Source organism: Flavobacterium rivuli WB 3.3-2 = DSM 21788, from assembly GCF_000378485.1.
In the GTDB taxonomy this organism is placed as follows: Bacteria; Bacteroidota; Bacteroidia; order Flavobacteriales; family Flavobacteriaceae; genus Flavobacterium; species Flavobacterium rivuli.
Genome location: NZ_KB899967.1, coordinates 1 through 19640 on the forward strand (window position 1 = coordinate 1; position 19640 = coordinate 19640).

General features: G+C 39.6%; 15 protein-coding genes. 2 read left to right on the forward strand and 13 right to left on the reverse strand.

Annotated elements, in window-relative coordinates; genetic code table 11:
• Window positions 1–559: 559 nt before the first annotated feature.
• From F565_RS0103430 to F565_RS0103465, 8 genes are all read right to left on the reverse strand, one after another.
• Window positions 560–2023 (reverse strand): hypothetical protein, encoded by a 1464-nt coding sequence (locus tag F565_RS0103430; RefSeq protein ID WP_020211799.1) that lies wholly within the window; start codon window positions 2021–2023, stop codon window positions 560–562.
• A 127-nt stretch (window positions 2024–2150) separates the two neighbouring features.
• Window positions 2151–3269: a vWA domain-containing protein gene (locus tag F565_RS0103435; protein ID WP_020211800.1), complete on the reverse strand. Its 1119-nt coding sequence runs from the start codon at window positions 3267–3269 to the stop codon at window positions 2151–2153.
• Window positions 3270–3438: 169 nt separating this feature from the next.
• Window positions 3439–4014 (reverse strand): chemotaxis protein CheB, encoded by a 576-nt coding sequence (locus tag F565_RS0103440; RefSeq protein ID WP_020211801.1) that lies wholly within the window; start codon window positions 4012–4014, stop codon window positions 3439–3441.
• Window positions 3996–4805, reverse strand: coding sequence for a CheR family methyltransferase (locus F565_RS0103445; RefSeq protein ID WP_020211802.1), 810 nt, complete (start codon window positions 4803–4805; stop codon window positions 3996–3998). Before F565_RS0103445 ends, F565_RS0103440 begins: the two co-directional genes overlap by 19 nt.
• A 7-nt stretch (window positions 4806–4812) precedes the next feature.
• Window positions 4813–5178, reverse strand: coding sequence for a response regulator (locus F565_RS0103450; RefSeq protein ID WP_020211803.1), 366 nt, complete (start codon window positions 5176–5178; stop codon window positions 4813–4815).
• An 18-nt stretch (window positions 5179–5196) separates the two neighbouring features.
• The gene (locus F565_RS0103455) at window positions 5197–8784 is read right to left on the reverse strand and encodes a response regulator (protein ID WP_026299861.1); all 3588 of its coding nucleotides are present in this window, start codon (window positions 8782–8784) and stop codon (window positions 5197–5199) included.
• 36 nt (window positions 8785–8820) lie between these two features.
• Window positions 8821–10026: a hybrid sensor histidine kinase/response regulator gene (locus F565_RS0103460; protein WP_020211805.1), complete on the reverse strand. Its 1206-nt coding sequence runs from the start codon at window positions 10024–10026 to the stop codon at window positions 8821–8823.
• Window positions 10023–10454: a response regulator gene (locus F565_RS0103465; RefSeq protein WP_020211806.1), complete on the reverse strand. Its 432-nt coding sequence runs from the start codon at window positions 10452–10454 to the stop codon at window positions 10023–10025. The genes F565_RS0103460 and F565_RS0103465 overlap by 4 nt, the downstream gene beginning before the upstream one ends.
• Before the next feature lie 267 nt (window positions 10455–10721).
• Here F565_RS0103465 and F565_RS0103470 point away from each other — a divergent pair, with 267 nt between their 5' ends.
• Window positions 10722–13610 (forward strand): TonB-dependent receptor, encoded by a 2889-nt coding sequence (locus tag F565_RS0103470; RefSeq protein WP_020211807.1) that lies wholly within the window; start codon window positions 10722–10724, stop codon window positions 13608–13610.
• 67 nt (window positions 13611–13677) lie between these two features.
• On the opposite strand, the gene F565_RS0103475 is transcribed toward F565_RS0103470, so the two are convergent.
• Window positions 13678–14430, reverse strand: coding sequence for a lycopene cyclase domain-containing protein (locus F565_RS0103475; RefSeq protein ID WP_020211808.1), 753 nt, complete (start codon window positions 14428–14430; stop codon window positions 13678–13680).
• Between the two features lie 375 nt (window positions 14431–14805).
• Here F565_RS0103475 and F565_RS0103480 point away from each other — a divergent pair, with 375 nt between their 5' ends.
• On the forward strand, window positions 14806–15078 hold the full coding sequence (locus tag F565_RS0103480) for a SemiSWEET family sugar transporter (protein WP_026299863.1): 273 nt from the start codon (window positions 14806–14808) through the stop codon (window positions 15076–15078).
• Window positions 15079–15251: 173 nt separating this feature from the next.
• Here the strand turns inward: F565_RS0103480 and F565_RS0103485 are convergent, their stop codons facing one another.
• From F565_RS0103485 to F565_RS0103500, 4 genes are all read right to left on the reverse strand, one after another.
• The gene (locus tag F565_RS0103485; protein WP_020211810.1) at window positions 15252–16211 is read right to left on the reverse strand and encodes a transketolase family protein; all 960 of its coding nucleotides are present in this window, start codon (window positions 16209–16211) and stop codon (window positions 15252–15254) included.
• Window positions 16212–16356: 145 nt separating this feature from the next.
• Window positions 16357–17202: a transketolase gene (locus tag F565_RS0103490; RefSeq protein WP_020211811.1), complete on the reverse strand. Its 846-nt coding sequence runs from the start codon at window positions 17200–17202 to the stop codon at window positions 16357–16359.
• Between the two features lie 3 nt (window positions 17203–17205).
• The gene (fsa, locus tag F565_RS0103495) at window positions 17206–17874 is read right to left on the reverse strand and encodes a fructose-6-phosphate aldolase (protein WP_020211812.1); all 669 of its coding nucleotides are present in this window, start codon (window positions 17872–17874) and stop codon (window positions 17206–17208) included.
• Between the two features lie 21 nt (window positions 17875–17895).
• Window positions 17896–19602: a sodium:solute symporter family transporter gene (locus tag F565_RS0103500; RefSeq protein WP_020211813.1), complete on the reverse strand. Its 1707-nt coding sequence runs from the start codon at window positions 19600–19602 to the stop codon at window positions 17896–17898.
• Between the last annotated feature and the right edge of the window lie 38 nt (window positions 19603–19640).

Consider the following 19640-nt stretch of genomic DNA (forward strand, 5'->3'; position numbering starts at 1 on the left):
TCAATCTCTCAATGAACTTGTGCTTGTTAGCGGGTGCAAAAGTAACACTTCTTTTGTCTTTTCAAAGACTTATTTCTTACTTTTTTTATTCTTTTTCTTAACTCTTTGTTAACGTGAAGCTTGGAGAGTGAAGTTTTTTAGCCCCCTAACCCCCAAAGGGGGAATTCCAGGCATCTGTTACTAAAAATGGCGCAATCCCGATAGCTATCGGGAGACAAAGGCTTACTCTTATATATAAGGTGACACGAATTGCACTTATTTGCACGAATTCGTAACTATACATAAGAAAGGAGCCAGGACGGAATTGCAAACACAAAATCCCAACGGCTTTTAGCCCCGATAGGAGCGGCACCACGCCAACCGTAGGGCGGCGTGTACAGCGGATAGCGGGCGCGACCTCTGCTAATATGCGCATGCGATAACTGCTCCTTATATATAGGTGTGTATTAATGAAACTTTGCAATGCCTAAACGTATTGTTGTTATAGCTATATACAAAAACTCACTCTTACTATATTATAATAAGAGTGAGCCAATAATAATGTTGACTATGGCAAGCTTTACAACTTACTAATATAACTGCCATAAATATCTTTAAACTGGTAACCTTCGTCAAGGCGGTCTTTACTTAGTTTTTTATACTCGGCAAGACCCCATAGTATAAATTCTTTAAAGAAGTATTGGTCTTCTACAGCAATATTTGGCTGATATTTTTGCAATAGCTGTTTAAGCGGAATAATAGAATCGAGTTGCTTTTTATATTCTTCATCGGTAGTATCATCCAATAACTCAAAACCACTTTCGTTAAAAAACCAGTCTATAATTTCCTGGTAAGGGCTTTTTTCATTTGGTTTTTCCAACTTTTCTATCTTAGGGAAATATCCAGGGAAGAAACTCTTTATCGCACTACCTATCAGTAACTCTGCAACTACGGCAGCTCCCTCCTGCTCCCCTTCATACACCAACTCTACCTTACCGGTAATTGCAGGGATAATTCCCATAAAATCGGCCAGACGAACGGTAGTCTTTTCTGTACCAGTACGTAATGCCCTACGCTCTGCAGTACTTAGCAAATTTTCGAAAGCTGTTATACTCATACGGGCGCTTACTCCACTTTTATAATCTATAAATTCGCTCTCGCGAGCCTCAAAACCTATTTGCTCTAAGAGGTCTTTGGCTAAAGATGGTACATGTATAATATCACTCTGGCGGCCGTCAAGGTTTGCTTCCTGCTCTGTAATAGTACGGGCAATGGCTACTGTTTCAGGATAATGCGTTAATATTTGCGAACCAATCCTGTCTTTAAGCGGTGTTACAATGCTTCCACGGTTTGTATAATCCTCGGGGTTTGCAGTAAATACAAACTGAAGGTCTAAATTCATACGTACTTTAAAGCCTCGTATTTGTATATCGCCCTCAGATAATATATTGAACAACGCCACCTGAATGCGAGCCTGTAAATCGGGCAACTCATTAATAACAAATATACAACGGTTAGCACGCGGTATCATACCAAAGTGTATAACCCTGTCATCTGCATAAGATAATTTGAGGTTAGCTGCTTTTATGGGGTCAATATCTCCAATCAAGTCGGCCACGGTAACATCGGGCGTAGCGAGTTTTTCATAAAAGCGATCGCTGCGGTGCAGCCAGCTTATTGGAGTATCGTCTCCTCTTTCTTCAATAAGATTTTTTGCATAGCGTGAAATAGGCTGTAGCGGGTCGTCATTAATTTCAGACCCATCCACTACAGGTATGTATTCATCAAGCAGGTTTATCATTAATCGGGCAAGGCGCGTTTTTGCCTGTCCACGCAGACCCAAAAGGTTAATATTATGGCGTGATAATATGGCCCGTTCCAGCTCTGGAATAACGGTATTCTCAAATCCCCATACACCTGTAAATACTGTTTCTCCTTTACTAATCTTGCTACGCAGGTTAGTCCTTAATTCGTCTTTAATGCTTTTACTTTCGTATCCGGCCTTTTTTAAGGCACCTAATGTTTTTATATTCTGTATATCCATTATAACTTTCTAATTTTTATTATTGACAATTGATGTGTGCTTACTGCCAATTGCCTTTTCTTTCTTCTATTGTCTCTCGTCTATTATCTTAAGTCTCTCCCTCTTTAACTGCGACTGCGACTAAAATCTACTTAACCCTCTTCTTTCTATTGGTTTCATAATCTTCAAATATCATTTCCCCAAGTCCTTTAAGTCCGGTATAAAATGCCTTGCCCTGGTTAGCCTCTGTAAATGCATTTACAAAACGTTGCAGGTAAGGGTCGCTGGCAATCATAAACGTAGTAATGGGTATGTGCAACTTGCGTGCCTGAGCCGCCATGGTATAACATTTATCTGTAATATACTCGTCAAGGCCGTTACTGTTCATGTAATAAGTACCGTCTTTTTCTTTAATACAGCTTGGCTTACCATCTGTAATCATAAAAATTTGCTTATTGGTATTACGTTTTCGGCGCAAAAGATCCATTGCCAACTGAAGTCCGGCAACAGTATTTGTATGGTACGGCCCCACCTGAAGATACGGTAAATCTTTAATAGCAATGGGCCAGGCATCGTTGCCAAAAACCAAAATATCGAGTGTGTCTTTAGGGTAGCGGGTGGTTATTAATTCGGCAAGTGCCATGGCTACTTTCTTGGCAGGGGTAATGCGGTCTTCGCCGTAGAGTATCATACTGTGGCTAATGTCTATCATTAGCACTGTACTCATTTGCGATTTATGCTGGCTGTCCTCTACTACCAAATCCTGTTCGGTAAGCATAAAAGTCTCAGTACCATTGTTTATCTGGGCATTCTTTAAGCTTTCGGTAAGCGATATCCTGTCTAACCCATCGCCAAAATGGTATTCCCTTAACTCACCGGTATGTTCATCACTGCTACCGGAATGTTTGGTTTTGTGGTTACCACTCCCGCTTTTTTTAAGGTTGCCAAAAATTTGGTTAAGTGCCTGCTGCCGAATATTACGCTCTGTTTTTGCTGTAATTTTTAGGCCGCCCGTACCATCATCTTTAACTTCATCTTTTATATAACCTTTCTTTTTAAGGTCTTCTATAAAATCATCAATGGTGTAGTTCTTATCTGTAAGTTTATATTCTTTATCAAGTTCCCGCAACCAGTCGAGCGCTTCATCAAGATCGCCGGAAGTATGCGTTATCAGTTCGGTAAAAATTTCAAAGAGTTTATCAAACGGAGACACATTGGGAGCTTCATATTGCCTGAATATAAAACCTTTTTTATTGCTTGTTTCCATAGCCTTAAAATTAAGGCAAAAACTTTAATTATAGTGTTAAAGAAAAAACGCTGTAACTATAATATTTTATAGGAGGCTATGAAGGCTAATTTAACTAATTGACACCCGCTTTTTAAATTAGGAATTTATAGAGAGCCGAATTTATACAGCATCTTACTAATTTTTATACCTATTTAATATTATTTATAAATTGGAGCAATTCTTCAACACCAAGAACAAAATCAGGTGTTACATTCTCTAATGCGGTGCGGGGCATAAAAGGCATTTCTGCAGTTGCAGGATCTTGTATTACAACCGTACCACCCTGCTGTTTTATAACTTTAAGTCCGTTAGTACCATCTGAATTAGCGCCAGATAGCAATATACCGGTTAACTGAGGCCCGTAAACTTCGGCAGCCGATTCAAAAGATACATCAATACTCGGCCTGCTGTAATTTACTTTTTCGGATGTATCAAGCGATAGCTGATGGTGAGTTTCAAAAAGCAAATGATAATCTGACGGTGCAACATATATAAAACCGGGTAGTAATGGTGTTTTATCTTCTACCTGCTTAACAGGAATAACGGTTTTCATGGCTATAAGCTCTTCGAGGGTACTGTCTTCGGCACTTTTTCTATGCAAAACAAATACAAGGGCAAATTTAGACATAAGGGTTAGCTGTGGCAATACCTTCATAAGTACTTCCAGGCTTCCGGCAGACCCGCCTACAATAACTACTTTAAAACCTATTTTATTTTCTTCCATATCTTTTCCTTATGAATCTGCTCATAGCGATCCTGCATGGATGAAAATTTTATAGTTTCCTTAGTACCCAGTGCAAGGTATCCAAGTTTAGAAAGGCTGTCATCAAAAAGCTGTAAAGCGCGTTCCTGCAAATCTTTATCAAAATAAATAAGCACATTGCGGCACAGTATAATGTCAAACTCATTAAAAGAACCATCCGACACTAAATTGTGTAGCGAAAACACCATTTTTTCTGAAAGGTCTTCGCTAAATTTTGCAAGCCCATAGTTAGCAGTGTAATATTGCGAAAAGTCGTTTTTACCTCCCATTGCCATATAATTTTCTGAATAGGATTTTATCATCCTTAACTGAAAAATACCTTTCTTGGCAGTATCTAAAACCAAAGGATTAATATCTGTGGCATAAAGTAATGATTTGTGCAGCAGGTTAGCTTCTTTAAGTAAGATAGCCATAGAATATACTTCTTCTCCTGTTGCACAGCCGGCATGCCAAAACCGTATAAATGGTTTTGTGGCAAGTATAGGTAATATCTCTTCGCGAAGTATTTTATAAAAGTGGGGATCACGAAACATCTCGGTAACATTTACCGTGATCTCCTCTACCATGTGTTTAAAGTAAGCAGCATCTGACCTTACTTTAGAGAGAAATACTGCAAAATCAGGGAAACCGTCCAGTTGAATTAACCTGTCTACACGACGCTTTAACGATGCACGCGAATAACCGCCAAAGTCGAAACCATGGTACTCATATACATCGTTAATAAGCACTTCGAGCTGTCGGTCGTTAACCATAACCGTATTAAATATTGCTTAATAATTCAAGTAATTTATCCATATCTATAGGCTTAGAAACGTAACCGTCTGCACCGGCAGCAAGGCATTTTTCTTTATCGCCATTCATGGCAAGAGCCGTAACAGATATTACAGGAGTACTAACCCGCGAAGGTATCTTTTTTATAAGAGGAATAGCCTCATACCCATCCATTTCGGGCATCATCATATCCATTAGTACTGCATCAATATGCTCATCTGTGTTAAGTAGTTTTAAGGCTTCTTCTGCACTAAGGCAGGAAACACAATCAAACGACCGCGACCGCAGCGTTGCACTAAGCGCAAATATATTACGCGCATCATCATCAACAATTAAAACTCTCTTTTTCGTCATTTTGTAATAAGCAATATATTAATGCTGGTCGTAAAGCCAAACCCTAAGCAGGGATAATAACTGGTCTATATCTACCGGTTTAGTAATGTAATCAGATGCACCTGCATTAATGCATTTTTCCCTGTCACCTGTCATAGCCTTTGCTGTAACGGCAATAACCGGCAGGGTTTTATACTTTTTATTTTCACGAATATGGGTTGCTGTTTCATAACCATCCATATTAGGCATCATCATATCAAGCAATACAACGTCTATTTCAGGGTGTTCTTCTAAAGCTTTTAGTGCTTCTTTACCATCTATAGCCGTTACAATGTTCATTTTTAACGACTCGAGCGATTTTGTAAGCGAATAAATATTACGCACATCATCATCAACTACCAGGACAGTCTTATTATGAAGTACGTTATTTAGCAGGCTTAGTTTTTTATAATGCTCTTTTTTTCCTTCAGATCCTTTATTTTCTTCTACAAGGTGCAGGAATAAAGAAACTTCATCAAGCATACGCTGATAGGAGTGTGCCGTTTTAATAACAATAGAGTCGGCATATTTTTTAATCTTAAGCTCTTCTTTCATAGAAAGGCTCTTGCCTGTAAATACAATTACCGGCAGATTTTCAAGCCCTGGATTTTTCTTAACACTTTCAAGTATATCATACGCCTGCCTGTCCGGTATTCCCATATCAAGTATTACGCAATCTACATCAGTCTGTTTAAGCGCGCTTACGCCTTCTTCTATCTCGCTCTTAATTTCCGAATTTATATTATAGGTCTCTAAAAAGTAAGCCAGGGCCTTAGCATGCTGCGGGTTATCTTCAAGAATAAGTACCTTTTGAGATTCGCGGCTTATAATATGCTCTATCCTTTTAAATACCTCGGGCATTTGCTCAAAAGCAACAGGTTTATCAAGAAAGTTTACCGCACCCTTAAGCAGGCTTTCCTGTTTAAGTTTATGCGAAGACATTATGTGTACCGGTATGTGTTTGGTTTGGGAGTTGTTTTTTAAATCTTCCATTACTTCCCATCCGCTTTTTATAGGCAACTGGATATCAAGCAAAATTCCGGCCGGTTTGTAAAGCATGGCAAGGTTTAAAGCATGGTCACCCCTTACAGATACTATACCTTTGTAACCGCGTTTTCGGCTAAATTCTAACAGCGATTTTGCAAAGTTTACATCATCTTCAACAATAAGCACTACCTTGTCTTTATCTGCAATAGTATCCCTGTCGTCAGGAACACTTTCCGGAATAAACGGGCTTATATAGCGGTATCTTAAATCAGGCTTTTCTTTGTCGTCATCTTCTCCTTCTGTAATTACCTGCGGAGCCTGTATTTGCCTGTCTTCAAACTCTTCCGGCTGTAGTAACATCGAACCTATTACCGGAATATTAAGTGTAAATTCGCTACCTTCATCAACAACGCTGCTAAGGCCTATTTCGCCACGTAATAATTTAGCAAGCTCACGGCTTATAGATAAACCTAAACCGGTACCACCATATTTACGTTTTGTAGAACCGTCTGCCTGCTGGAATGCCTCAAATACAAGAGGCTGTTTTTCGCGCGGAATACCAATACCCGTATCTTTTACAGAAAATAGTACCCGTTTTTCGTCGGTAGCATGTTTTTTAACTATAAGCGTAACAGAACCTTCAGATGTGAATTTTAATGCGTTTGATAACAAATTCTTAAGTATCTGCTCCAGTCGCATTTTATCTGTCCTGATAACTAATGGCGCATTTTCATCATCTATCTTAAATTCAATTCCTTTTTGCTTGGCTACCTCTGTAAACATGGCTTTCATGCCATCTGTAATTTCTTTAGTAGAAATATCAATTAACTCAAGTTCCATTTTACCGGCCTCTATCTTACTAAGGTCCAGTATCTCATCAATAAGTCCTAAAAGACCGTTACCGGAACTTTGTATCACCTTAGCAAATTCTATTTGCTCTTCGCTCATGTTATGGTCTATATTCTCAGACAACAACCTGCTTAATAGTAATATGGAGTTAAGAGGCGTACGCAACTCGTGCGACATGTTTGCCAAAAACTCAGACTTGTAACGTGTGGTTAACTCAAGGTCTTCCGATTTTTTTTGTATCTCGGTATTCTTTTCTTCCAGTAAAACACTACGTTCGGCAAGCTCCTCATTGGTTTGCTGCAACTCTTCCTGTTGTACGCGCAGTTCTTCTTCAGATGCCTGAAGTTTTTGCGTTTGCGCCTCAAGTTCGGCATTCATGCCTTCCAGTTCGCTGTGCTGTGCTTTAAGCTCTTCACTTTGCGCCTGTGTTTCTTCAAGCAATTCCTGTACACGTTTTCTGTTTTGGGCAGCTTTAATAGCAATACCTATATTATTAGCTACAGATTTTAAGAATTCTATTTCGCGTTTGCTATAGTTGCGCACGGCAGCAAGCTCTACAACGCCCTCTGCCTGATTATCCATTAATGGCACAGCAATAACGTGGGCAGGGATAACTTCGCCCAATGCGTAAGATATTTTTATATCATCGGCAGCGATACCTTTAAGTTCGAGCATTTTGCCCGATGCTACAGCCTGGCCCGTTAAGCCCTCGCCTATTTTAAAACGTTTTCTTTCATGATCGGCAATATAACTGTAACCAGCCGAAGCTACCAAAGAGTTGTCTTCCAGTAAATACAGTACGCCTGCATTACTATTTGTATAAACAGCAAGATACTCTATAATATCATTAGTAAGGGTTTCAAGGCTTTTTTCGCCTATCATTACCTGGTTAAGCTCTGCAATACCCGATTGCCTCCACTCGTTGTCAGACAGGGATTTAAAAGAGCTGCTAAGTGCAGCAGCCATATTATTTAAAGATACTGCTACACTACCCAAGGCATCGCCCTCGCTATCCTCTACCCTAACATCATAATTACCCTGAGATATTTGCCCTGCAATACCACTTATAACACGTATTCTTTCTGCAGTTTCTTTGTCACTTTTCTCTAATGCCAACTGTAATAAAATACGCGAATTATAATCTCTAAGTATCCTTACAAAGAATAACAGGCTTATAAACAACGCTATTAGTGCCGCAACAACTATAAGTACAGAGCTATAGGTACCATAATTTTCAGATGTACTTACCCTTTCTGTAAGCAATCCCTGCTCCTGGTTTTCCATGCGTTTTAAAATAGTACGCATTTCATCCATCAGGCTTTTACCGGCATCAAGGTCGGCCGCAAGAGATAACTGACCTCTCTTTTTTTCGTCTATACGCAGTTGCAGGTACTTAAAAAACTCTGCCATATATGGCTTAAGTTCTTTAATACTTGCCTGCTGTTTAGGGTTATCTATTGTTAACTCCTCTACATTGGCAAAGTAAGAGGCTGCATCTTCCTGAGTATTTTTATACTGCTCTAAAAATTCGGTATTACCGGTAACTAAAAAGCCACGCATACTGGTTTGTGCATCTACCAGTTCTGAGCGGCCTGCGTTAATATTATAAATAACTTCCTGTGTATGGTTTACCCACGAATTACTGTCCAGCAGGCTTCTTATACTTACAAAAGAGGCAATAGAGCTTACAAGAAGTATAAGCATTGATGCCCCGGAGCTAATAATTAAATTCCGTTTAAAAGTACCGTTCATGCAGTTATTTTACTAATGTTATTATTTTTTTAAGGATTAAACGGGCAGTATTATTATAAAACTTGCACCGTTACCATCGTGGCTTTTAGCCGTTATTATACCATTATGTTTTTCTACTATTTTTTTTGCAATAGCAAGCCCTATACCGGTACCCTCATAGCTGTTGCGATCATTAAGGCTCTGGAATATCTTGAAAATTTTATCCAGATATAGCTCATTAAACCCAATCCCATTATCGGCAACAATAATACGACAATAATTCCCTAATGCCGTAACCGGACTATTAAAATCTTTATCATTTATACGTTCGGCAGTAATAGTTATTTGAGGAATTGTATCTGGTTTTGTGAATTTGAGGGAGTTACCAATTAAATTTTGAAACAGCTGCCGTAACTGGCTTGGTACGCCGGTTATATTTGGCAGGTTATCTATCTTTATTTGTGCCTCTTTTTGCTCTACAAGATGATCAAAATCAGACAGCACTTCCTGTAATACATCATTTAACACTACCGTTTCCGGCAGTACATCAGATGATAACCTTGAATAGTCCAGCAAATCAGTAATCAGTTTACCCATTCTTTGAGACGAACGTACGGTACGGTTTACATAGTCTACAGCCTTTTCATCCCTTACTAAATAGCGCTCCTTTATAATTTTTATAAAAGTCTCTATTTTACGCAACGGCTCTTTTAAATCGTGCGATACTACCCATGCAAACTGCTGTAGCTCATGATTACGCATTTCCAGCTCCTCATTTTTTTCACTTAATTCTTTAGTACGCTCAGCTACCTTAAGCTCCAGGTTTTCCTGAGCTTCTTTACGTATTTCTATTTCTTTAGAGAGTAGGTCGCGTATATCTTTAAGTTCATTTTTTTGCTCATAAAGCTTTAAAAATGTCTTTACTTTTAAGATAAGCAAATCAGGGTCTACGGGCTTGGTAATATAATCTACCGCACCGGTTTCGTACCCTTTGGAAATGTATTTTTTTTCTTTACTGATGGCAGACAGAAATATTACCGGGATGTCCTTTGTCCTGTTACTGCCGGATAATGCCTCTGCCACTTCAAAACCATCCATACCGGGCATTTGCACGTCCATTATTATAAGCGAATAGCTTTTTTTAAGGATCATCCTTAATGCCTCCTCACCAGATTCTGCCGAGTCTGCCTGAAGGTTATGTAAATCCAGTATTTTAATAAGGGGAACAATATTTTCCCGTTTGTCATCTACTATAAGTATCATAAGGTATGGTTACATGTAGTTTTTACTTGCGGTATACCTTGTGTTACAATACTTTTTAAGGCGTTGCAAAGTTGGGCAAAATCGTTTGGCTTTTCCATATAATAAACTGCGCCGTTATTAAAACATTCCTTTTGGTAAGCCGGCGAGCATGAGGTAGAGTACATAATAACAGGAATATCTTTTAAAACAGGATTTTGCTGCATTTCTTTAAGGCAGTCTATTCCGTTCATCCTTGGCATATTAACATCCATAAAAACAAAGTCTGGCATTACCGTAAAATCAGAATTCAGTTTGACTAATGCATCAATGCCGTCCGTAGCCGTACGGCATAAAACCGTAGCATCGGCTTCATAAAGAGCCTCAGAGAAAAGCAGCTGATCGTCCGGATCATCGTCTACTAAAAATATTGTTTTGTATGTTTGATGCACAATTCAAAAGTATAAAATCATGTGTTAAAAGGTTGTTAATTCAACAACCAAATATTAACACTTTAAGTAAATATTTCACAAAGTTTCACATTCATAAACATTATACTACATACCAGTCTGTTAAGGCTAATTTACTTCATTTAACAGTACGTAATTAATGGATTTTTAATATAAACTAAAATTTTATTAGTCTACTAAAACTATAGGGTTTGTATTTTTTAAATTAATTACTACATTTGGCACCGTTAACCAGCCCAATTGTACACGATGAAACACAACTACTTTAGCATACGCCTTACCATGGCTATTGCATTTTTTTTAATGATCTTTAGTATCCTGCCAATTTTCGCACAGGACCAGATTGTAGAGATTACAGGGGTTGTTAATGATAACGAGGTTAATGGTCCGTTGCCCGGGGTAACCGTTAGCATAAAAGGCACAGCAACAACAACCGCCACAAACGAGAAAGGCGAATTTTATATTAAGACCAATATAACCTATCCGTTTACTTTAGTGTTCTCGGGCGTTGGTTTTAAATCTCAGGAACTGCAGGTGCTGTCTGCCCAAAGTAAAATATCTGTAAATTTAAATACAGAGAATACCCTGCTTAACGAAGTAGTGGTTTCTGCATCGCGGGTTGAAGAACGCATCCTTCAATCGCCTATTTCCATCGAAAAAATAGACATCAAAGCTATTAAAGACAGCCCCGCACCCACTTTTTATGAGGCGTTAGATAATATAAAGGGTGTACAACTGCTTACATCGAGCCTTACCCTTAAAGTACCTAATGCACGTGGTTTTAATGTACCTAACAACTTTAGGTTTATGCAGCTTGTAGATGGTGTAGACGTACAGGCAGCTACACTGGGTGTACCGCTTGGCAACGCCATAGGCCCTACAGAACTTGACATACAAAGTGTAGAAATTACCCCTGGCGCAGCATCTGCACTATATGGTATGAACGCTATTAATGGCCTTGCGAGCCTTCAAACACGCAGCCCGTTTACCTACCAGGGGCTAAGCCTTTACCAGCGTACAGGTGTTAACCATGTGGGCAATGATGAAAAAGACCCTGCTCTGCTTACCGAGTTTGCCCTGCGATATGCAAAGGTGTTTAAAGAAAAATTTGCCATTAAGGTAAACGGCTCCTTCTTTAGGGGAACCGACTGGATATCGAACACGTTAACCGACCAAAACCCTAATAACCTTGCCACGGCAAACCCTACTGTCCCATCACTTGATGGCGCTTTTAACCCGGCTGCCGATTTATGGAACAACTATGGCGATGAACGTAACAACAGGGTTACTGTAAACGCCACGGTAGATGGTGTATCTAAAACCTACAATGTGTCGCGTACCGGCTACTTGGAAAAAGACCTTGTAGACCCTACTGTTACAAATATAAAATTTGATGCCGGTGGTTATTATAAAATTAAAGACAACCTTGAGGCATCTTATGTATACCGTTATGGCCTTATGGACGGTACTTTTCAGCGTGGTAATAAGATAAGGCTGGATAATGCTGTGGTGCAAAACCATAAAGTAGAACTTAAAGGTGAAGAATTTTACATTCGCTGTTACGCGTCTCTTGAAAGTACAGGCGACTCCTACAACCTTAAACCCCTTGCCGATAACCTGGACCTTACCCATGCCAGTAATACCAATTGGAGAAATACATTCCAGTCGGCACTGCAAAGCTCTATTAACAGTGGTACAGCTTTGCAACAAGCCTTTGAAGATGCCCGTGCTGTTGCTGATGCCGGCCGCGTAGAACCCGGAACGCCCGAATTTGAAGCACTTAAAAACACCATAATTAAAACCAATAACTGGGATCATTTAAACTCTGGTGTTGCCGGTGCTCCTGCAACAGGTGGTGCATGGTTAAAGCAAAAATCGGCTTTATACCATGTAGAGGGCCAGTATGACCTCTCTAAATATGTGCAACTATTCGACCTGCAGGTGGGTGCTGATTACAGGCAATACCTTGTTACCCCTGATGGCAATAACTTCGTAGATTTTGCACGCCCCGTGGCAGAACGTAATGTTGCCCTGCCCGATGGTAGCTTTGGCGATAAACAGCGTTATGAAAAATACGGCATTTTTGGACAGGTAACCAAACGCTTTTTTAATAACAGGTTAAAAATAAACGCATCGTTGAGAGCCGACCGCAACCCAGAATTTGATACAAAACTTAACCCAAGGATTGCCTTAGTATATTCGCCAAAAGAGAACCACAATTTTAGGGCATCTTTCCAAAATGGCTTCCGTTTCCCGTCCTTGTTTGAGGCCTTATCGTTTGTAAATAATGGTAATGTAAGGCGTGTAGGCGGCTTGGCGCGCGTAAACCAGGGCATCGGCTTCTTAGAAAATTCTTATACACTAACTTCTATAGATGCTTTTAACGCGGCCGTAAACACCGCTGTAGATGCAGGCACCCCGCGCGCCCAGGCTGCCCTTGAGAACCGTAATGTGCTTGAAAAAGCAAACCTTCCTGTTATGAAACCGGAACAGATAAATTCTTTCGAAATTGGTTATAAAAGCGTTGTACTTAACAACTCAATATCTATAGACTGGGATGCTTACCTTAATATTTACGATGGCTTTTTAGGCCAGGTAGAAGTTGCCGTACCAAAAAATGGTGTTGTTGGGTCTGATGCTTCTGTAACAGATATGCTTACCCGAGCCAACCAGGACCGTTACCGTGTATTTACTAATAGCACCAACAAGTATAAAAGTTATGGATCTACATTTGGTATAAAATATAACTTTTACGAAAATTATAATGCAGGCTTCAACGTAAGCTACAATGATTTGATAACCAACAGTAAATCGGATATTTTTCTTACATCGTTTAATACCCCTAAATGGGTAACCAACCTTTCTTTTGGCAACAGGCAGATTATTAAAAATGTAGGCTTTAATATTACCGGCCGCTGGCAGGATGCCTTTTATTGGGAAAGTACATTAGCAAACGGCGATGTTCCTGCATATGTTACACTTGATGCCCAGGTTAACGTTAAGATACCTGTTATTTATGCTACAGCAAAAATAGGTGGTACTAACATTCTTAATAACAGGTACTACCAGTACGCTGCTGGCCCTACCATAGGTGGCCTGTACTATGTGGCATTAACTTTTGAACTTGCTAATTTGTAATATAAGTTATACGATTTCTTTTTTTGTTTGTTTGTTTAAAGGCCTGCCTGTAAAAGGGCAGGTTTTTTTATGGGTTAATGCTTACCTCGTCATAAATTACATCTATTGGCACTATTGATATATCATTAAAAGCCTGCTCTGCTTTTACCCGCCCCCTGCCTGATGCAAAACTATGGGCAGCACCCACAAAACTTCCTAATGTAAAATACCAGGACAGCTCTGTAACAGGAATGTTTCCAAGCACGGTTACACCAAGTTTAGTTCGTGCAAGAAACCAGTATGAGTCCCAATAGGAAGGATTAACTACGTTAAAAAGCAAGGCATATACTGGTAATACAACAAGTACTGTTAACACGCCCGATGTAATGGCCTGCAACAGTAAATCTGGCCGTAAAATAAGTATGAATATAGTAAACGCAACAAAAACAGCACAGCTTACTATAATAGAATTTATTCCAAATACTATGTTAAACAGCATTAAAGAAATTACTCCAACTAAAAACATGCGGCCAAACAATTTTTTACGTTTCTTATAAACCTGTTCTTTGGTTACAGAAAAAGCAAACTCATAAACACTTACTGCAATACCCATTATAGTAAAGCCAAATAAAAAATCTTCTATAGAAACAATAGATTGCCCCATTAACGTAGGAGGATGCCAGTAATCCTTAAAATACCAGTACTCTGCTACAAAACCGGCAAGACCTCCCATAATGCTTACCTTAAGCATTTTTTTACGCAAACTTTTTCTCAGCCCATACATTGTCAGCCAGGGAAAAAACAGCATTACAGATAGTAGTAAATAGGTATAGGTATCCATAGGCTTTATTAAATAGTACGGGCAACCTTAAGATTTTAGATAACTGAGGGCATTGCAACAATCTGGATATCAAATATAAAAACAAATTTAACATAATTTTTGTATTACCAATATTTTTAATCTATTTAATTTACAACAGCAATAATTATTTCAATTATAATCAGATAATTATTGTGCCAAACAACCATTTGTTGTAGATATTAATTACAAGTTTATACAACGATTTAGAACTAATAAATTGTTAAAGAAACGTGGTCGAGGGTGTTTTAGGGATATGATTTTTTAATTTGGCGAATTAATATTTAAAAAACCGGGATAAATTTCAGCATACTCAAATGCATTATCCTGATGGAAATAACGATTAAACCTTATTATATGAACTTTGAACTTGAAACCATTATAGGCATTTTGGGAGCCATACTGTCGTCATTATCATTCTTACCGCAGGTAATAAAAATATGGAAAACAAAATCGGCCGATGATCTCTCTATGCCCACTATTGTACTCCTTGCTGCTAATGCCGCAACATGGCTTACTTATGGCGTTATTAAGGATGCTATGCCACTTGCTATAACTAACGCATTAATGCTAACCATGCTACTGGTAATTATATTTTTTAAACTAAAGTTTAAACCAAAAAATAGTTAGTGGATTTTATAATTGTGTTGATTGGGTTATAACAATACGATAATTTGGAATATAACTTAAGGTTACAATTTTAAAACTTTGCAACTTAGTTACTCTGAAACTTTAAAACTGTTCAAAAAAAAACGCCTTATCGATTACTCAATAAGGCGGCTAATATTATGAAACAAAATTTGTTATGCTTTTTTACGGGCGATAACTTTCTGTACAGCTTTAACAATATGTTCAGCATCAAGGCCGTATTTAGTCATAAGTTGTGCAGGAGTTCCGCTTTCGCCAAAACTATCATCTACAGCAACATATTCCTGTGGCGTAGGATTGTTTACAGCAAGAAGCTGGGCAATACTGTCACCAAGTCCGCCAAGCCTGTTGTGCTCTTCGGCAGTAACCACGCAGCCTGTTTTGGCTACTGATTTTAATACTGCTTCTGCATCAAGAGGTTTAATGGTATGTATGTTTATAATTTCTGCATCAATACCAAGTTCAGCAAGTTTTTCACCAGCCTGTATAGCTTCCCATACAAGGTGGCCTGTTGCAAAAATACTTACGTCGGCACCTTCGTTAACCATCCACGCTTTACCAATTTCAAACTTCTGGTCGGCATCTGTAAATATTGGCACCACAGGGCGGCCAAAACGCAGGTAAACCGGGCCTTCATACTCTGCAATTGCAATAGTAGCGGCTTTAGTCTGGTTGTAATCGCACGGATTGATAACGGTCATGCCCGGAAGCATTTTCATTAAACCGATGTCTTCTAATATCTGATGTGTAGCACCATCTTCACCAAGCGTAAGGCCCGCGTGAGAGGCACATATTTTTACATTCTTGTCAGAATAGGCAACACTCTGGCGAATCTGGTCATAAACCCTTCCCGTAGAAAAGTTTGCAAACGTACCTGTAAAAGGTATTTTACCACCTATTGTAAGGCCGGCAGCAATACCTATCATGTTAGCCTCTGCAATACCTACCTGTACAAAACGCTCCGGAAACTCGTTAATAAAGTCCTGCATTTTTAAAGACCCAACAAGGTCGGCACACAAGGCCACTACCTGGTCGTTCCTTTTACCGGCTTCCAGAAGGCCGTCGCCAAACCCGGAGCGGGTATCTTTTTTATCTGTGTATGTGTATTTCTTCATCTTAAATTTCAGATTTATGATTTCAGATTTCAGATTGCCACTTTTATGTGAGTTAGATGCCGGATAGTTTGATTTTGCAGTGTTAAGAACTCATTGCGCCACCGAAGCTAAATCTGAAATCTACAATCTAAAATCTTAAATCCTTTTAGTAGTCTCCCAAGGTTTCCTCTAATTGTGCTAATGCCGTTGCAAGCTGAGCATCGTTAGGCGCTGCACCGTGCCATTTATGGCTTCCCATCATGTAATCTACACCATGGCCCATACCTGTTTTAAGCAGGATCATGATAGGTTTACCCTGACCTGTAAGTGATTTAGCTTCTTCAAGTACTTTAACTACCTGTGCCATATCGTTACCCTCACTTTCAAGAACTACCCAGTCAAAAGCAGCAAATTTAGCTTTAAGGTCGCCTAAAGAAAGTACCTGGCTTGTAGGCCCGTCAATCTGTTGGCCGTTGTAATCTACCGTACAAATAAGGTTATCTACCCTGTTGTGCGGTGCAAACATAGCAGCTTCCCATATCTGGCCTTCCTGTAGCTCTCCATCGCCGTGAAGTGTGTAAACTATAGATTTATCGCCATTAAGTTTTTTAGCTAAAGCAGCGCCTATGGCAACACTCATACCCTGCCCTAACGAACCTGATGCAATGCGAACACCCGGAAGGTGCTCATGCGTTGTAGGGTGTCCCTGCAAACGCGAATCAAGCTTACGGAACGTAGCAAGTTCTGACTTATCAAAGTAACCGGCATGTGCTAAAACACTGTAAAATACCGGAGAAATGTGACCGTTAGAAAGGAAGAAAAGATCTTCGCCATAACCGTTCATATCAAAACCTTCTTTGCGGTTCATAACCTCAAAGTAAAGGGCAACTAAAAAATCAGCACATCCAAGAGATCCACCCGGGTGGCCGCTCTGGCAGCTGTGTACCATGCGCACAATGTCGCGGCGAACCTGCGATGCTATGCTTTCTAATTCTTTTATTTCGTGTTTCATATATTATTTTGCTGTAGCCGCTGCTGCTTTGGCATGGTCTGCAAGAAATTGCGCAAGGCCGTTATCAGTAAGCGGGTGTTTAAGTAAAGCTTCGATAGCACTTAGAGGCCCTGTAATAACATCGGCACCAAGTTTAGCACAGTTAATAATGTGCATTGGGTGGCGTACAGAAGCTGCAAGGATCTCCGTTTCATAACCGTAGTTGTCATAGATAAGGCGGATATCCTCGATAAGCTGTAAACCATCGGTAGAGATATCGTCAAGGCGGCCTACAAATGGCGATACATAAGTAGCACCTGCCTTAGCAGCAAGCAATGCCTGCCCTGCAGAGAATACTAATGTTACATTGGTTTTTATACCTTTTTCAGAGAAATATTTGGCAGCTTTTACACCGTCTTTAATCATTGGCAGCTTTACCACAATGCGCTCGTGCAATGAAGCAAGCTCTTCGCCTTCGGCTACCATTTCGTCAAATGTTGTAGCAATTACTTCGGCACTCACATCGCCATCGGTAATATTGCAAATATCAACATAATGTTTTAGTACCCTGTCTTTACCGCTAATGCCTTCTTTAGCCATAAGCGATGGGTTTGTTGTTACTCCATCAAGTACACCAAGTTCGTGGGCCTCCTTAATTTGGGCAAGGTTTGCCGTGTCAATAAAAAATTTCATATTGTTATTTTTAGGTTTGTTCTACCAAAATGTAATGTAAAGGCCTGCAACGCATAATAGTGTTACTACTATAAGAGCCAGTGTAGATGGTGCTACCCTGAACATTGTTGTATCAAGACCAAAGGCTTTAGGGTTAATTTTAGGGCCTGCAAGGCTCATACCTATCATTAATATCATTGTAAAGAAGAATGACCAACCCATACAGATAAGGAAAGGTATTTCGAAAACACCTGATGTATTTTGATAAGCTGTCCATAAAATGGTTTCAGGTCCAAATACATTTACCGCGTAGCTGTTAAAGAAGATAGACAATACAAATCCTGTTATAACACCCGCAACGGCTGCAGATCCTGTTGTACGTTTCCAGAACATACCTAAAAAGAACATGGCAAAAACACCCGGGCTAAAGAAACCTGTATATTTCTGGATAAAAGTAAAGCCTCCTTCGCCACCTATTCCTAAAGCATCATTCCATGTAAGGGCTACAGAGAATATAATTGCTGCTAAAATGGCTAAACGCCCAACGATTACCAGTTTTTTCTCTTCGGCGTCTTTATTAATATACCTTTTATAAATATCCAGTGTAAAAATGGTTGATATACTGTTTGCCTTACCTGCAAGAGATGCAACAATAGCTGCCGTAAGAGCCGCTACTGATAAGCCTTTTAATCCTGTAGGAAGGAAACCAAGTATAGCCGAATAAGCGTTGTCAGCCTTAAAGGCTTCGCCTATACCCATTTCTGTTTGTAGTGCGCCATTTTTGTATAGTACATAAGCTGCAATACCCGGTAACATTACAATAACCGGCATGGCAAGTTTCATGAAACCTGCAAACAGGATACCTGTACGAGCCGTTTTAAGATCGGCTCCCAGTGCGCGTTGTGTAATATACTGGTTACAACCCCAATAGTTAAGGTTAACAATCCAGATCCCTGCAAAATACATGGCTAAGCCCGGTAACATAAGGTATTTATTAACATCGGCCTGTGTAGCGTTAGGACCCGGTTTTTGCACCATTAGCTGAAAGTGGTCTGGTGCGTCATGCATCATGGCTTTAAAACCTGCAATAGCATCGGTACCAAGGCCAAAATGGTCGCTTACAAGAGTAAGTGCAACATAAGTTGTTGCAAGGCCCCCTATTACAAGTACTACTACCTGTATAACATCGGTAAAGCCTATTACCTTCATACCTCCTAAAGTAATGATAAGCGAGAATATAGCCATCGCGATTACGATTGCGTGAAAATATTCAGGACCGGCCATAGCTGCAATAGCGATTGCGCCAAGGTATAATATCGAAGTAAGGTTTACAAATACATATAAAAACAGCCAGAAAATAGCCATAATAAGGCTTGCCGTCTGGTTATAACGCGTTTCAAGAAACTGCGGCATGGTAAATATCCTGTTTTTAAGATACACAGGTATAAACCAAACAGCCACTATAATTAGTGCAATGGCAGCGATCCACTCGTAGGCTGCTACTGCAACACCAACAACAAAGCCGTTACCGCTCATACCTATAAACTGCTCTGCAGAGATATTTGATGCAATAAGCGAAGAACCAATGGCCCACCATGTTAATGAACCTTCGGCAAGAAAGAAATCTTTAGAGTCGGATACTTCTCCCTCTTTTTTCTTCTTGCTTGTATAAATGTAATACCCGTAGCCGGATACCAGTAAGAAATAAACAATGAAAATAACATAATCTATTGTAGAAAACTTGCCCATAACTTTAAAATAAGTTTTGTTAAAAAGGCCGCAATTTT

What these genes read in the sequence shown, in the direction of transcription:
- F565_RS0103430 (WP_020211799.1), bottom strand. Translation starts at nt 2,023, where the DNA reads ATGGATATACAGAATATAAAAACATTAGGTGCCTTAAAAAAGGCCGGA.
- F565_RS0103435 (WP_020211800.1), bottom strand. Translation starts at nt 3,269, where the DNA reads ATGGAAACAAGCAATAAAAAAGGTTTTATATTCAGGCAATATGAAGCT.
- F565_RS0103440 (WP_020211801.1), bottom strand. Translation starts at nt 4,014, where the DNA reads ATGGAAGAAAATAAAATAGGTTTTAAAGTAGTTATTGTAGGCGGGTCT.
- F565_RS0103445 (WP_020211802.1), bottom strand. Translation starts at nt 4,805, where the DNA reads ATGGTTAACGACCGACAGCTCGAAGTGCTTATTAACGATGTATATGAG.
- F565_RS0103450 (WP_020211803.1), bottom strand. Translation starts at nt 5,178, where the DNA reads ATGACGAAAAAGAGAGTTTTAATTGTTGATGATGATGCGCGTAATATA.
- F565_RS0103455 (WP_026299861.1), bottom strand. Translation starts at nt 8,784, where the DNA reads ATGAACGGTACTTTTAAACGGAATTTAATTATTAGCTCCGGGGCATCA.
- F565_RS0103460 (WP_020211805.1), bottom strand. Translation starts at nt 10,026, where the DNA reads ATGATACTTATAGTAGATGACAAACGGGAAAATATTGTTCCCCTTATT.
- F565_RS0103470 (WP_020211807.1), top strand. Translation starts at nt 10,722, where the DNA reads ATGAAACACAACTACTTTAGCATACGCCTTACCATGGCTATTGCATTT.
- F565_RS0103475 (WP_020211808.1), bottom strand. Translation starts at nt 14,430, where the DNA reads ATGGATACCTATACCTATTTACTACTATCTGTAATGCTGTTTTTTCCC.
- F565_RS0103480 (WP_026299863.1), top strand. Translation starts at nt 14,806, where the DNA reads ATGAACTTTGAACTTGAAACCATTATAGGCATTTTGGGAGCCATACTG.
- F565_RS0103485 (WP_020211810.1), bottom strand. Translation starts at nt 16,211, where the DNA reads ATGAAGAAATACACATACACAGATAAAAAAGATACCCGCTCCGGGTTT.
- F565_RS0103490 (WP_020211811.1), bottom strand. Translation starts at nt 17,202, where the DNA reads ATGAAACACGAAATAAAAGAATTAGAAAGCATAGCATCGCAGGTTCGC.
- fsa (WP_020211812.1), bottom strand. Translation starts at nt 17,874, where the DNA reads ATGAAATTTTTTATTGACACGGCAAACCTTGCCCAAATTAAGGAGGCC.
- F565_RS0103500 (WP_020211813.1), bottom strand. Translation starts at nt 19,602, where the DNA reads ATGGGCAAGTTTTCTACAATAGATTATGTTATTTTCATTGTTTATTTC.